The 13,690-nt window shown below is 64.6% G+C and carries 13 protein-coding genes and 1 tRNA gene; 8 read left to right on the top strand and 6 right to left on the bottom strand.

Features of this window, described 5'->3' with window-relative positions:
* Nucleotides 1-188 precede the first annotated feature (188 nt).
* Entirely contained in the window at nt 189-2,027 is a 1,839-nt protein-coding gene (gene typA, locus LDN95_RS12175) for a translational GTPase TypA (protein ID WP_226018003.1), read from the top strand.
* A 52-nt stretch (nt 2,028-2,079) separates the two neighbouring features.
* On the opposite strand, the gene LDN95_RS12170 is transcribed toward typA, so the two are convergent.
* The gene (locus LDN95_RS12170; RefSeq protein WP_226017948.1) at nt 2,080-2,796 is read right to left on the bottom strand and encodes a TIGR02594 family protein; all 717 of its coding nucleotides are present in this window, start codon (nt 2,794-2,796) and stop codon (nt 2,080-2,082) included.
* A gap of 218 nt (nt 2,797-3,014) precedes the next feature.
* On the opposite strand from LDN95_RS12170, the gene LDN95_RS12165 reads away from it, so the two are divergent.
* Complete coding sequence (locus LDN95_RS12165) at nt 3,015-3,431, top strand: hypothetical protein (RefSeq protein WP_226017947.1); 417 nt, start codon at nt 3,015-3,017, stop codon at nt 3,429-3,431.
* A 103-nt stretch (nt 3,432-3,534) separates the two neighbouring features.
* On the opposite strand, the gene LDN95_RS12160 is transcribed toward LDN95_RS12165, so the two are convergent.
* Nucleotides 3,535-3,744, bottom strand: coding sequence for a hypothetical protein (locus tag LDN95_RS12160; protein ID WP_226017946.1), 210 nt, complete (start codon nt 3,742-3,744; stop codon nt 3,535-3,537).
* 215 nt (nt 3,745-3,959) lie between these two features.
* On the opposite strand from LDN95_RS12160, the gene LDN95_RS12155 reads away from it, so the two are divergent.
* Nucleotides 3,960-5,162 carry a glycosyltransferase family 1 protein gene (locus LDN95_RS12155; protein ID WP_226017945.1) on the top strand — a complete coding sequence of 401 codons (1,203 nt, stop codon included), beginning with the start codon at nt 3,960-3,962 and terminating at the stop codon, nt 5,160-5,162.
* A 3-nt stretch (nt 5,163-5,165) separates the two neighbouring features.
* Here LDN95_RS12155 and LDN95_RS12150 read toward each other — a convergent pair whose 3' ends face one another.
* The 3 genes from LDN95_RS12150 to LDN95_RS12140 all read right to left on the bottom strand — a co-directional run bounded on the left by LDN95_RS12150 (nt 5,166) and on the right by LDN95_RS12140 (nt 6,679).
* A complete protein-coding gene (locus LDN95_RS12150) occupies nt 5,166-5,600 on the bottom strand; it encodes a hypothetical protein (protein ID WP_226017944.1) in 435 nt (144 codons plus the stop codon).
* A gap of 66 nt (nt 5,601-5,666) precedes the next feature.
* Complete coding sequence (locus LDN95_RS12145; protein WP_226018002.1) at nt 5,667-5,987, bottom strand: DUF2218 domain-containing protein; 321 nt, start codon at nt 5,985-5,987, stop codon at nt 5,667-5,669.
* A gap of 5 nt (nt 5,988-5,992) precedes the next feature.
* Entirely contained in the window at nt 5,993-6,679 is a 687-nt protein-coding gene (locus tag LDN95_RS12140) for a PadR family transcriptional regulator (protein WP_226017943.1), read from the bottom strand.
* Between the two features lie 99 nt (nt 6,680-6,778).
* On the opposite strand from LDN95_RS12140, the gene LDN95_RS12135 reads away from it, so the two are divergent.
* The 5 genes from LDN95_RS12135 to LDN95_RS12115 all read left to right on the top strand — a co-directional run bounded on the left by LDN95_RS12135 (nt 6,779) and on the right by LDN95_RS12115 (nt 12,618).
* Nucleotides 6,779-8,101, top strand: coding sequence for a replication-associated recombination protein A (locus tag LDN95_RS12135; protein ID WP_226017942.1), 1,323 nt, complete (start codon nt 6,779-6,781; stop codon nt 8,099-8,101).
* Complete coding sequence (locus LDN95_RS12130; RefSeq protein WP_226017941.1) at nt 8,098-8,985, top strand: hypothetical protein; 888 nt, start codon at nt 8,098-8,100, stop codon at nt 8,983-8,985. The genes LDN95_RS12135 and LDN95_RS12130 overlap by 4 nt, the downstream gene beginning before the upstream one ends.
* 38 nt (nt 8,986-9,023) lie before the next feature.
* Nucleotides 9,024-10,748, top strand: a complete 1,725-nt coding sequence (locus tag LDN95_RS12125; RefSeq protein ID WP_226017940.1) for a DUF885 domain-containing protein — start codon at nt 9,024-9,026, stop codon at nt 10,746-10,748.
* 92 nt (nt 10,749-10,840) lie between these two features.
* A tRNA-Thr gene (locus tag LDN95_RS12120) sits at nt 10,841-10,915 on the top strand.
* A gap of 365 nt (nt 10,916-11,280) precedes the next feature.
* Complete coding sequence (locus LDN95_RS12115) at nt 11,281-12,618, top strand: family 1 glycosylhydrolase (RefSeq protein ID WP_226017939.1); 1,338 nt, start codon at nt 11,281-11,283, stop codon at nt 12,616-12,618.
* A 72-nt stretch (nt 12,619-12,690) separates the two neighbouring features.
* Here the strand turns inward: LDN95_RS12115 and LDN95_RS12110 are convergent, their stop codons facing one another.
* Entirely contained in the window at nt 12,691-13,689 is a 999-nt protein-coding gene (locus tag LDN95_RS12110) for a sugar phosphate isomerase/epimerase (protein ID WP_226017938.1), read from the bottom strand.
* Nucleotide 13,690: the final 1 nt, after the last annotated feature.

Here is a 13,690-nt window from a genome sequence, read left to right as displayed (position 1 = left end):
GTTTCCTGTCGCTTTTTGATCCCGTTTGGGGCAGCGTGAGCATGACAGCACGCGACGAGTCCTTGCCGCAACGCACAATTGCAGGTAAGGGCCCGGCGATTCTTTGTGCGCGCAACAGGTCTGACTGACTTTCGGCGCACCTGATCGCCCCTGTAGATGCCCGCCCCTGTCGAAAGTTTCCCATGTCACTGCCCCTGCGCAATATCGCGATCATCGCCCACGTCGACCACGGCAAGACCACGCTGGTCGACCAGCTGTTCCGCCAGTCCGGTACCTTCCGCGACAACCAGCGCGTGGAAGAGCGCGCGATGGACTCGAACGACCTGGAAAAGGAACGCGGGATCACCATTCTGGCCAAGCCGACCTCGGTCGAGTGGACGCCCGAAGGTTCTGATCAGCCGGTGCGCATCAACATCGTCGACACCCCGGGCCACGCCGACTTCGGCGGCGAAGTCGAACGCATCCTGAGCATGGTCGACGGCGTGATCCTGCTGGTCGACAGCTCGGAAGGCGCGATGCCGCAGACCAAGTTCGTCACCGGCAAGGCGCTGGCGCTGGGCCTCAAGCCCATCGTCGTGGTCAACAAGGTCGACCGCCCCGATGAGCGCATCCAGGAAGTGCTCGACGAAGTGTTCGACTTGTTCGTGTCGCTGGAAGCCAACGACGAACAGCTCGATTTCCCGGTGCTCTACGCCTCGGGCCGCAACGGCTATGCCAGCGAGGATCCCGATCGCCGTGAAGGCACGCTGATCCCGATGTTCCAGAAGATCGTCGACCACGTGCCGCCGCCGTCGCTCGACGTCGATGCGCCGTTCACGTTCCTCGCCACGCTGCTCGATCGCGACAACTTCCTCGGCCGCGTACTCACCGGTCGCGTCCAGTCGGGCTCGATCCGGGTTAACGATCCGATCCGCGCGCTCGACATGGATGGCAACATCATCGAAGTGGGCCGTGCATCCAAGCTGATGACCTTCCGCGGGCTTGAACGCGTGCCGGTTGACGAAGCGCGTGCGGGCGACATCATCTCGCTGGCCGGCCTTGCCGTCGCCACCGTGGCCAACACCGTGGCCGCTCCTGAAGTGACCGTGCCGATCAAGGCGCAGCCGATCGATCCGCCGACCCTGTCGATGCGCTTTGCGGTGAACGACAGCCCGATGGCCGGTCGCGAAGGCAGCAAGGTGACCAGCCGCATGATCCGTGACCGCCTTGAGCGCGAAGGCGAATCGAACGTCGCCATCAAGATCACCGAATCGGCCGACAAGGACAGCTTCGAAGTCGCCGGGCGCGGCGAACTCCAGCTTGGCGTCCTGATCGAAACGATGCGCCGCGAAGGGTTCGAACTGGGCATCAGCCGTCCGCGCGTGCTGTTTGGCGAGGACGAAGACGGCAACCGCACCGAGCCTTATGAAACCGTGCTGATCGACGTGGACGATGAACACGCCGGAACCGTCGTCGAGAAGATGGCGCTGCGCAAGGGCGAGATGATCGACATGCGCCCCAGCGGCGGTGGCAAGACCCGCGTCACCTTCACCGCCCCCTCGCGCGGCCTCATCGGCTACCACGGCGAATTCCTGTCCGACACGCGCGGCACCGGCATCATGAACCGCCTGTTCGACAAGTACGGTCCCTACAAGGGCCGGATCGAAGGCCGCAAGAACGGCGTGCTGATCTCGAACGGCGCCGGCGAAGCCAATGCTTATGCGCTGGGTCCGCTCGAAGAGCGCGGCATCCTGTTCGTCGGCGTGGGTGAAGCGCTGTACGAAGGCATGATCATCGGCGAAAACGCCAAGCCGGACGATCTTGAAGTCAACCCGATGAAGTCGAAGCAGCTCACCAACTTCCGGTCGACCGGCAAGGACGACGCCATCCGCCTGACCCCGCCCAAGGTCATGACGCTGGAACAGGCGATCGCCTACATCGACGACGATGAAATGGTCGAAGTGACGCCCAAGTCGATCCGCATCCGCAAGGCCATTCTCGACCCGAACGAGCGCAAGAAGGCCAGCCGCAAGAAGGAAGCGGCCTGATTTTTCATCCCCCGGTCCGCCAAGGACCGGGGGATACCTTCATGAATGGCCGTCAGGCCTCACGCACCGACAGCGGCTGACCATTGTTGGCCAACCTGACCGCACCGGTGGTCGCTTGCGCCACGGTTGCGGGCCAGCGCGAAGCGACGAAGCGCGCCTTGCTGACCCAGGCGACCGACACCCGGTCGGACTGGTTGCCGCCAAGGATGCAATAGGCGTCATCATCCTCGCCCAGATAGAACCCGACGTGGCCCTTGCCACTGGCGGGCGACACCCGCCAGAACACGATGACCGCCCCCGGCGTCGGCTGCGTGGCATGGCCGAAGCGCTCCCACGAACGTGCGCCCAACAGCCCGCCGGGCAGTGGTTCTTCGGGCAGTGTGGCGCCGATGCAGTGGCCGACGAACAGACCGCACCATGCGATGTCGTCGGATTTGTACATGCCTTGTCCCAGATCTTTCGCCCAGTCGAGGATGACCGGGTTGTCGATCGCCCCCGGTCCTTCCTTCAACCCGAGCAGGTGCTTGGCTTCCTCAAGCCACACGAGCGGCACCGTCCGTCCGGTGGTCGGTGCTTCGCCCGGCGCTGCGGGGGATGCGGCGCCAAGCGCGGCAACGGTCTGCGGACCGGCGATCCCGTCGACCGCCAGCCCCTTCTGCTTCTGGAAGGCCTTGACCGCCGCGATCGTCGCGCGCCCCCAGATGCCATCAATCGGCCCGGTCGCAAAACCGGCACGTGCAAGTGCTTGCTGAATGTCCTTGATCGTCATGATTGGTCCCCAACGCCTGACTTGGGCAACAATAGCCGATTCCCGGTCCCGCGCGCGTGACTGGCATCACTTTGGCCACGACGCCGCGCAATTCCCAGGCTGAACGAAGCTGAACGCGGCCTTCAGCAACAATTCAGGCCGACTCGGGCAGAAGGACTTTCATCGAACCAAGCCCGGCCGCAACGAACGGCCCGGCAAGGGGGGACTGGAGAACCGCCATGACTGTTGCCACCAATCTTTCAAGGACTGCCAAGGCCCTGCTTGCCGCGACTTTGGCAGCCAGCGCCATCGTTTCGGCCGCCCCGGCGCAAGCGCGCGACTATGACCGCCATCGTGGCGGCGGGGATGGCGCGGCCATCGCCGTGGGCGCGGGGATCGTCGGTCTGGCCATCGGTGCCGCCATCGCATCTGACCATCATCGTCGTGATGACGGCTATTACGCCGGTGGATCGTACAATCAGGGCTATTACAACCGCGGCTACTACCCGGTCGTGCGCGGCGGATATTACCAGGATGACTGGCGCGCGCGCGAATGGCGTGAACGCCAGTGGCGCGAACGCGAGCGCCGCGAACACGAATGGCGCGAACACGAGCGCTATGAACATGGCGATGGCTGGGGTCATCGCGGCTGGTAACGCAGGTTAACCGGCTGATCCGGGCAGGCCTTCCCCCTGCCCGGATCTTTGCCTGTGCATGATCGGGCACTTTATCCCAACTGGCCTGACCTCGGTTCCGGTTTTAGGGCCGGATGAAGCCGAACAGCACCATGCGGCAGCGCTGGAAGTCATACGAATTGGCAATCACGCCCCCACTCCGGGTGCCGCGATTACCGATATGGAGCGGCGGACCATCGCTGGATGAACAACTGGCAGTACGCCCAAAAGGCCGCGTCTGCCCGCCCTTGTGCTGCGGACTGCTGGTGATCTTGCCCGCGTTCGCACTGGACATGGTGCCGACGACCTAGGGCGTTCCAGCCGCTCAAGACGGAAATTGCACGTGCGTCGGCCCAACCGTGGCAGCACGTACCAACCCCAGAGCGATCACGTGTTCGCCGCAGCCAAACATCACCTCCCCCAAAAAAGGATGTGGTCGACGTCTATCATCAGCGCGGGGTTGCCGGCACTCTCGCCAAGCGGGCCACTGGTCGCTAAAGCGGCGGCGACATGACCGAACTGCCCCAAACGCCCGTGCCTTATTCCGCAGCCCCCGGCCCCGACCTTTCGGGTTTGCGCGTGGCATTGTTCAGCGGCAACTACAACTATGTCCGCGATGGCGCCAATCAAGCGCTCAACCGGCTGGTCGGTTACCTGTTGCGGCAGGGCGCGGCAGTGCGGGTCTATAGCCCGATCGTGGCCAAACCCGCCTTTGCCGCCACGGGCGACATGGTCAACGTGCCCGCTTTGGCAGTTCCAGGCCGCAGCGAATACCGTGTCCCGATGGCATTGGGCCGGCGCGCGCGGCGCGATCTGAAGGCTTTTGCCCCCAACGTGATCCATGTGTCCTCGCCCGATGTCGCGGGCCATCGCGCGGTGACGTGGGCGCGCGGCCGCGGCTTGCCGGTGCTGTCGAGCGTACATACCCGTTTCGACACATATCCGCGCTATTACAACATGGCGTGGATCGAGCCGGTGCTGACCGCGCTGCTGCGCCGGTTCTATCGCCGCTGCGACGCGCTGGTGGCGCCAAGCGAATCGATGGCGCAAGTGCTGCGCGACCAGCGGATGAACTATGACATCTCGCTGTGGTCGCGCGGGGTCGATCGGACGATATTCAACCCCGGACGCCGCGATCATGAATGGCGGCGCAGCTTCGGCATTGCCGACGATGAGGTCGCCATCGGCTTCCTCGGTCGGCTGGTGATGGAAAAGGGGCTCGATGTCTTTGCCGACAGCATCGACGAGTTGAAGCGGCGCGGCCTTGCCTACAAAGTGCTGGTGGTGGGCGAAGGCCCCGCCCGTGCGTGGTTCGAGGCTCGGCTGCCCGATGCGGTTTTCGTGGGCTTTCAGGGTGGCGCCGATCTGGGCCGCGCTGTCGCCAGCATGGACGTGTTGTTCAACCCCTCGATCACCGAAACCTTTGGCAATGTCACGCTTGAGGCGATGGCCTGCGCTGTGCCGGTAGTGGCGGCAGAGGCGACCGGCAGCGAAAGTCTGGTTGCGAACGGGGTCAACGGCCATCTTGTAAGGCCCGGTGCGGTCCACGCGTTTGCCGAGGCGCTGCGCAGCTATCTGGCCGACCCCGCCTTGCGGGCAAGCCATGGCGCGGCGGGTGAAGCGCGCAGTCTCGACTTCAGCTGGGACGCGATCAATCAGGCGGTTGCCGAAACCTATTTGCGTTTGATCCGCCAAAAACGCACGGCGCGCTGACGTTCAGCGCAGCAAGCCCTTGCGCGCCTGTCGCCAGGCATAGCCCATTTGCAGCAGCAATGCCGTCCAGATCGCCAGTTCGATGCCCGCTGGTGGCAGGACTGGCGGGGGAGCGACAAACCATTGGTATCCCTGTGCCACCGCCAGTCCCAGCAACGATAGCGCGAACGCGGTGACCGCGTGGCGTGAGCGCGCCAGCAGCAGCATCGACCCGACCAGTGATGCCCATACGCCCAGCGCCCAGAACGCAGTGAGCCATGCGGGCATGGCACGAAGATAGGCCAGACTGTCCGCCCCAAGTCCCATTTGCGCCAGATACGATGCCGGCGTCAGTTCGGACATCAGGTAGTCGTAAGCGCCAAAGGCGTTCCACAGCAGGCCGACCGCGCCGACCAGCAGCAGGTGAAGCGGCAGTTTCTTGCGGGCAACGTCATCCATGGCACCGATCCCCCGACCCATCAGGATCGGGAGGAAGATACACCCGGCGGCGCTGCCCGACAAGGATCAGGCATCGACCCATGGATAGCCGAGCGGTGCCTCGCGAAAGGCAAAGCGGTCGATGTGGCGGGCGACCGCCCCTTTCAGACCATCAAGCTGGCCCGCTTCGCTAGCCGTGATCGTGCAATCGAGCGTTTCGGGGGTTGCCTGGAAGGTCACCACCGCTTCGCCAGCCCACGATGCACCGCGCGCATCGCGTGGGAACACGATACGGCCGTGCTGTTCGTCGAACGTCACGTCCAGATTGTGCTGCCAGTGTTTGCAGACTTGCTGCAAATAACGGCTTGCGCTGGCGGTCGGCACCTTGGCGGTGCTGGTGAAGATCACTTGGGTCACAGACGTTCGATCCTTCGTGCGGCTTCGTCAAGAATGTCGGCGATCTGGTGCGCGGTGGCGGTATCGAATCCGGCCACACCGATGCGACCGCCCAGCGCCAGCTTGAGGTTGGCCATGGCGCGCATCACCGGCGGACTGGCTTCGCGGGCGGAGGCATCGGCCAGACCCTGCAACCGCGCCTTGATCGCCGCAATCGCATCGGCGTTGCTCATCGCTTCGGCCTTGCCTTCGTCGGTCGGAGTGAACGCCTTGCGCGCCCCTTCTCCGGGTACTTCTGCGATCAGGCCTTCGTCGACCAAAAGCGCCAGCGTCGGATAGACCACCCCCGGACTGGGCGCGTATTGCCCGCCGGTCAGATCCTCGATCGCCTTGATCAGTTCATAGCCGTGCCGATCGGCCTCACCCAACAGGTCGAGCAGCAGCAAGCGCAGTTCGCCCTGTGCGAACATCCGCCGACCGCGACCGCCCGGGCCACCCCGACCACCGCCAAAGCCGCCGGGCCCGCCGAAACCACCGTGCCGGCCGCCTTCACCGTCCCGGCCGTGACCGAAACCTCGGCCAAAGCCACCGCCAAATCCGCCACCGCCAAACGACCGATGACCACGACCGGTTTCGCCGGCCTCGAATGCGCCCCACAGGGCACGCTTGTGGCCCTTCCCGGGCCGGTTGATGTCGAAACGCATATATCTCCTTTTCGATTCGATGGCTCTAAGATATATCTTTATGCAGTCTCTTCAAGAGGGGCCTGCATTTTTTTCCGCATGCGCCTATCTTGGTCCGCGATGGTCGATCTGTTTGCTCCGCCCCCGCAGGAATCCCCGCGGTCCACCGCTTCCGAAGATGCCCCGCTGGCCGACCGGTTGCGCCCGCGCGACTTGTCGCACGTCATCGGCCAGTCGCACCTGACCGGCCCCGACGGCGCGATCGGGCGGATGGTGGCGGCGGGCAAACTGTCCTCGATGATCCTGTGGGGACCGCCGGGCACCGGCAAGACCAGCACCGCGCGGCTGCTGGCCGATGCGGTGGGCTTGCGCTTCGTGTCGATCAGCGCGGTGTTTTCGGGCGTGGCCGACCTGAAAAAGGCCTTTGCGGAAGCCGAGGCGATGGCGCTGGCCGGGCGCAAGACGCTGCTGTTCGTGGACGAGATCCACCGCTTCAACCGCGCGCAGCAGGATGGCTTTCTGCCGTTTGTCGAAAAAGGCGTGGTCACGCTGGTGGGTGCAACGACCGAGAACCCCAGCTTCGCGCTCAACGCAGCGCTGCTCAGCCGCGCGCAAGTGCTGATCCTGCATCGGCTTGATGCCGCCGCGCTGTGCGAACTGCTGGCGCGGGCCGAGGAACTGACCGGCCTGCGCCTGCCATTGACCCCGCCAGCGCGCGAAGCGCTGATCGCAGCGGCTGACGGCGACGGGCGTTTCCTGCTCAACCAGGCCGAGATGCTGTTCGACGTGTCGCTGCCAGCGCCGCTCGATCCCGAAGCGCTGTCGAAGTTCCTGATGCGACGCATGGCCGTCTACGACAAGGATCGCGACGGGCATTACAACCTGATCTCGGCGCTGCACAAATCCTTGCGCGGATCGGACCCGCAGGCTGCGCTGTACTGGATGGCGCGGATGCTGACGGCAGGTGAGGAACCGCTCTATGTTCTGCGTCGGTTGGTGCGCTTTGCCAGCGAGGACATCGGTCTGGCAGACCCGCAGGCGCTGGTGCAATGCCTCGCGGCAAAGGACGCCTACGAGTTTCTCGGCAGTCCCGAAGGCGAACTGGCGATCGTGCAGGCCTGCCTCTATCTGGCCACCGCGCCCAAATCGAACGCGGCTTATGTGGCATTCAAGGAATCGTGGAAGGCCGCGCGCGAGACCGGCTCGCTGATGCCGCCCTCCAGCATCCTCAACGCGCCGACCAAGCTGATGAAGGACATCGGCTATGGCGCGGGCTACGCCTATGACCACGATGCCGAAGACGGGTTTTCGGGCGCGAACTATTGGCCCGACGACCTGCCTCCGCGCAGCTTCTACCGCCCGGTCGAACGCGGTTTCGAACGCGAGGTGGCCAAACGGCTCGACTGGTGGGACAAAAAGCGGCGCGAGCGGCGCGAGGGATGAGCGCAAGCGCTATGCGGCCCGGCAGGTTCCGGCACTTTGCCGCAATCGACTGGTCGGGCGCGGCAGGCGAGCGTCACGCCGGAATCGCCGTGGCGCTGTGTCGTGCAGGAGATGCCGCTCCCGAATTGGTCCGTCCCGCTCATCGCTGGAGCCGTGCCGAAGTGCGCGACTGGCTGGCGCATGACCTGCCCGACGCAACGCTGGTGGGCATGGACCTTGGCATTTCGCTACCGTTCGCCGATGAAGGGGCCTTCTTTCCCGGCTGGGGCGACAGCCCAACCGATGCACCCGCGCTATGGGCGCTGATCGAGCAGATCTGCCAGCACGAGCCACACTTCGGTGTCAGCGCTTTTGTCGACCACGACCAACTTTCCGCTTATTTCCGCCGTCATGGCGGGCGCGAGGGAGCCGCATTCGGCGGCGGTCGCGGGCGGATGCGGGTGGCCGAACTGGCGCAACAGCGCATGGGCTGCCAACCAACCTCCAACTTCAACCTTGTCGGCGCGGCGCAAGTCGGCAAGTCGAGCCTTTCGGGCATGCGCGTGCTGCATGAACTGCGTGGGCATCTGCCGGTCTGGCCGGTCGACCCATTGCCTGCGCATGGGTCGGTCGCCTGCGAAATCTACACGACCATCGCCGCAATGGCAGGGGGACGCAGTGCGGGTCGATCAAAGATCCGCCAGGGCGCAGAGCTTGACGCCGCGCTGGCGGCACTAGGCAGCGGACCGGCGAGGCATGAAGGCCCGATCGACGATCATCGCACCGACGCCATCCTGACCGCCGCGTGGTTGCGCACCGTGGCGCACGATCCCGCGTTGTGGGAGCCCGATGGGCTGACCCCCGCGATTGCCCGTACCGAGGGGTGGACGTTCGGCGCGCGGTGATCCACAGAGGTCGCAATTGAAACCACAAGAAGGTTGCGATGCCCAGAACCGCTGCCAGCGCGCTCGCGCTGCTCGCCTCAGCCCTGCTGACCCTGCCGATCACGACAACGCCTGCTGCGGCAAAGACCGCCGCACCAAAGCCCAAGGCCGACTGGGATGGCTTTGTCAAACAGACCGTCGAGCGCTGGTTCGTGATCGATCCGTCGACTGCGGTCTATCAGGGTGCGCACCAGTATGACGGTCAGTTGCCCGACTGGAGCGCCGCTGGCCTCAACCGCAAGGCGACGTTCCTGAAGGGTGTGATCGCGCGCGCGGGCACCTTTGGCAAGCTGACCGAGGCGCAGCGCTTCGAACGCGCTTATCTGGTGCAAGTGGCCAAGGGGCAGTTGTTCTGGCTCACCGATGCCGACACGCCGCACCGCAACCCCTCGTTCTATGTCGGCGGCGGACTTGATCCCAACGTCTACCTGTCGCGCGACTATGCGCCGCCTGCGGTACGGATGAAGGCGCTGATCCGCTTTTTCGATGCCGTGCCGCGCGCTGCCACGCAAATCCGCACCAACCTGAACCAGCCGCTGCCCGCAACCTTCCTGTATTACGGGATCGCCGGGTTCAGCGGCTTTGCCGATGCTTATGCCAACGATGCCCCGCGCGCCTTTGCCGACGTGAAGGACGCAAAGCTGCAGGCACAGATGAAGGCCTCGTCGCTTCGCGCCAGCGCCGCGATGAAGGGGCTGGCCGAATGGCTCAAGACGCAGAAGGCCGGCGGCGACTACGCGCTTGGCGCCGATCGTTTTGCCCGCATGCTCTCAGCGACAGAGGCCGTGGATGCTCCGGTCGCCACCATCGCGGCAGCAGGCAAGGCCGACCTTGAACGCAACCGCGCCGCGCTGGTCGAGGCCTGCGCCGCCTTTGCCCCGGGCAAGGACGTGCCCACCTGCGTTGACAAGATGAATGCCGAAAAACCGGTCGGTGGCCCGGTGGCCGAGGCGACCCGGCAGATCCCCGATCTTGAGGCGTTTGTCCGCTCGCACGATCTGGTAAGCATTCCCGGCACCGAAAAGGCGCTCGTGCGTCCCAGCCCGCCCTACAATGCGCAGAACAGCGCCTATATCGATCCGGCCGGACCGCTCGATAAGGGGTTGCCGTCGATCTATTACATCAGCCCGCCCGATCCGAGCTGGCCCAAGGAAAAGCAGGACGCCTACATCCCCGGTGTCGCAGACCTGATGTTCACCACCGTGCACGAGGTCATGCCCGGCCACTTCCTGCAGTTCCTCCATTCCAACCGTGCCGCATCGCCTGTCGGACGGCTGTTCGTCGGTTATGCCTTTGCCGAAGGCTGGGCGCACTACACCGAAGAGATGATGTGGGAAGCGGGCCTTGGCAATGGCGATCCCAAAGTGCACATCGGCCAGCTTTCCAACGCCTTGCTGCGCGATTGCCGCCTGCTGTCGGCCATCGGCCTGCACACCGGCGGCATGACCGTGGCGGAATCCAAGGCGCTGTTCCGCGAACAATGCTTTCAGGATGAAGGCAACGCCGACCAGCAATCGGCACGCGGCACGTATGATCCGGCTTACCTCAACTACACGCTGGGCAAGCTGATGATCCGCCGCCTGCGCACCGACTGGACCGCCACGCGTGGTGGCCGGGCAAGCTGGCGCGCGTTCCACGATGGGTTCCTGTCGTTCGGCGGCCCGCCGATCCCGCTGATCCGCCAGACTATGCTCAAGGAAGACGCGCCACACGCGCTGTTCTGATTGATCCGGGCCGCGATCCTTTCGTCCCGACCTTGTGCAGTTACAGGGTCTGGACGCCGGGCGCGGTTTGCGGCATGGGGCCTTGCGGATGGGCCGGCTTAGCACAGTGGTAGTGCAGCGGTTTTGTAAACCGAAGGTCGGGGGTTCAAATCCCTCAGCCGGCACCAGTTCCCCTCCCCGCCAGTTTGAACCCCCTTCGCTCTTGGCGAGCGCTTCGCCGCAAGCGGCTGCGCTGGGGGTTCAAATCCCTCAGCCGGCACCAGTTCCCCTCCCCGCCAGTTTGAACCCCCTCGGCTATTGGCAAGCGCTTCGCCGCAAGCGGCTGCGCTAGGGGTTCAAATCCCTCAGCCGGCACCAGTTCCCCTCCCCGCAAGTTTGAACCCCCTCGGCTATTGGCGGGCGCTCCGCCTTTTTCGAGCTTAGCATTCGTGGCTTTGCTCTGCCTGTTGCATCCAGCCAGATGACCCTTCATAATAGAATTTGAATTCTATTAATCGGCCGTAGTTAGATGTGGTCGGAGGGGAGACGTTGCATGATCGATCGTCGCACGATGCTGGCCGCCGCCGCTGCGCTTGGCGCGGGTTCCGCCTTGCCCAGACCGGCTTTGGCCGCTGCGCTTTCAGTGAAGTCGGGCACAGGTCCGGTACCCGCCTTTCCCAAGGATTTTCTGTGGGGCGCTGCAACAGCGGGTCATCAGGTCGAAGGCAACAACGTCAACGCCGACATCTGGCTGATGGAGAACGTAAAACCGACCACCTTTGCCGAACCTTCGGGCGATGCGGCCAACAGCTTCGAACTGTGGCGGACCGACCTCGATCTGGTGAAGGGTCTGGGCCTCAACACCTATCGTTTCAGCTTGGAATGGGCGCGAATCGAGCCGCAGCCGGGCCAGTTCTCGATCGCCATGCTCGATCACTACAAGGCGATGATCGAAGGGTGCCGCGAGCGCGGTATCGCGCCGATGGTCACGTTCAACCATTTCACCACTCCGCGCTGGTTCGCGGGCCAAGGCGGGTGGCATCACCCTGACGCCCCGTCGCTGTTCGCCCGCTATTGCGACCGCGCGGCGCGCCATCTGGCAGGCGGCATCAGCCGTGCCACGACGCTGAATGAGCCCAATCTGGCGGGCCTGTTGGGCGAACTGCTGCCTGGCGACCTTGTTGCGGCAGACAAGGCCACGCAGGAAGCCGCCGCGCGCGCGATGGGCTCTGACCGCTTCAGCGCGGGCAGTTCGCTGTACGTCGCCGACCCTGCACGCTTCCGCGCCAACCAGATCGCCGGACACAAGGCAGGGCGCGCGGCGATCAAGGCGGTGCGCGGCGATCTTCCCGTGGGGGTGAGCCTGGCCATGATGGACGATCAGGCGGTTGGGCCGAACTCGCTGCGTGATGCGATGCGCGAACGGTTCTATGGCGAATGGCTGCGCGCGGCGCAGGCTGACGACTTCGTCGGCGTGCAGAACTACGAACGCAAGGTGTGGAGCAGCAAGGGCCTGCTCCCCGCGCCGTCGGATGCCCGGCGCAACACGATGGGCGCAGAAGTGTGGCCCGGATCGCTGGCTGGCGCAGTCCGCCATGCGCACGCGGTGGCGAAAGTGCCGGTGATCGTGACCGAACATGGCGTCGGCACCGATGACGACACGATCCGCGCCTGGTTGATCCCCGCCGCCTTGCGCGAACTCAAGGTTGCCATCGACGAAGGCGTGCCGGTGCTGGGCTATGTCCACTGGTCACTGATCGACAACTTCGAATGGTTGTTCGGCTATCGCATCCACTTCGGGCTGCATACGCTCGACCGCCAGACCTTCCGCCGGACCGCCAAGCCAAGCGCTGCGGTGCTGGCCGACATTGCCCGCCGCAACTCGTTGTAGAGCGACCGCTCGACGAAGGTCCGGGAACCTCTGTCCCGGGCCTTCATGACCATCGGCACCGCCTCTAATGCGTCACGCCGCGTCCAGAATGCGGCGGCACATCGCCTGATGCGCGGCGACTTTGTCGAAGGCGTCGGCGACCATGTAGGCGTGGCCTTCCCATTCGCTGCAAATCGTGCCGGAAAACCCGCCATCGCGGAAGATCGGCAGGATCGTGTCGTAATCGATCGCCTCTTCGCGGCCATCGGCATCGACGCCATAGAACTTGCCGTGGATGTGGATGGTGCGATCGACCAGTTCGGACCAGCCACGAGGATCGTTTTTGGCCAGAATGAAGAAGATGAGGCTGACGGCCTGAATGTGCTCGGACGCATGGCCATCGCGAGTGGCGATCTCGCGCAACTTGCCCGCGCGGACGTGCGATTCGCCCGGCTCCGGCCAGATCTCGAGCAACAGCGCGATAAGGCCTTCGGGCACGCCCCGCGCGCGCGATGCGTCCAGAAAGCTTTGCGGAAGGCGCTCTGCCGTGCCGCCGAAGTCGGGTATCCAGCCCAGCGCGGGCGAGTTGACCTGCTCGTAGACCTCGCGATAGGCGAGCACGAGCGGATGGTGCGCATGGGCCGGTGCATGCACCTCAAGCCCCAGTTTCAGACCCAGATCCTCGGCATAGGGCGCAAGTTCGCGGACCAGCGACGGCGGCGTGGCGAATTGGTAGCGCAAGATCGGAAAGCCCAGCTTCACGGCCGCGCGCATCTGGCGACGATGGTATTCGGCCAGCACATCGTCGGCCACCGGCTGACCGGGCTTGAGGAAGCGGTCCGAATTGATCGCCAGCGAGGTGGGGCGCAGTCCGAGTTCCGCGATCAGTTCACGGAATCGCTCGGCGAACGCGTCATCGACATCGGGGAAGCCCCGGATCGACTGGAAGCCGACAACTTCGACACCGGGGCCCTGCCCGCGACGCGCCACTTCGCGCAACAGGTCTTCAAAGCCGTATTGCCGTGAAATGTATTCGTTGGTGTAGGCATAGAGCGTGGCGCTGGTTTCGATCACACCGGTCTTGGTCGTCATG

This window comes from Novosphingobium sp. FKTRR1, assembly GCF_020404405.1.
In the GTDB taxonomy this organism is placed as follows: Bacteria; Pseudomonadota; Alphaproteobacteria; order Sphingomonadales; family Sphingomonadaceae; genus Novosphingobium.
The sequence above is the reverse complement of the archived record's forward strand: the minus strand, read 5'-3'. Positions and strand labels throughout refer to the sequence as shown.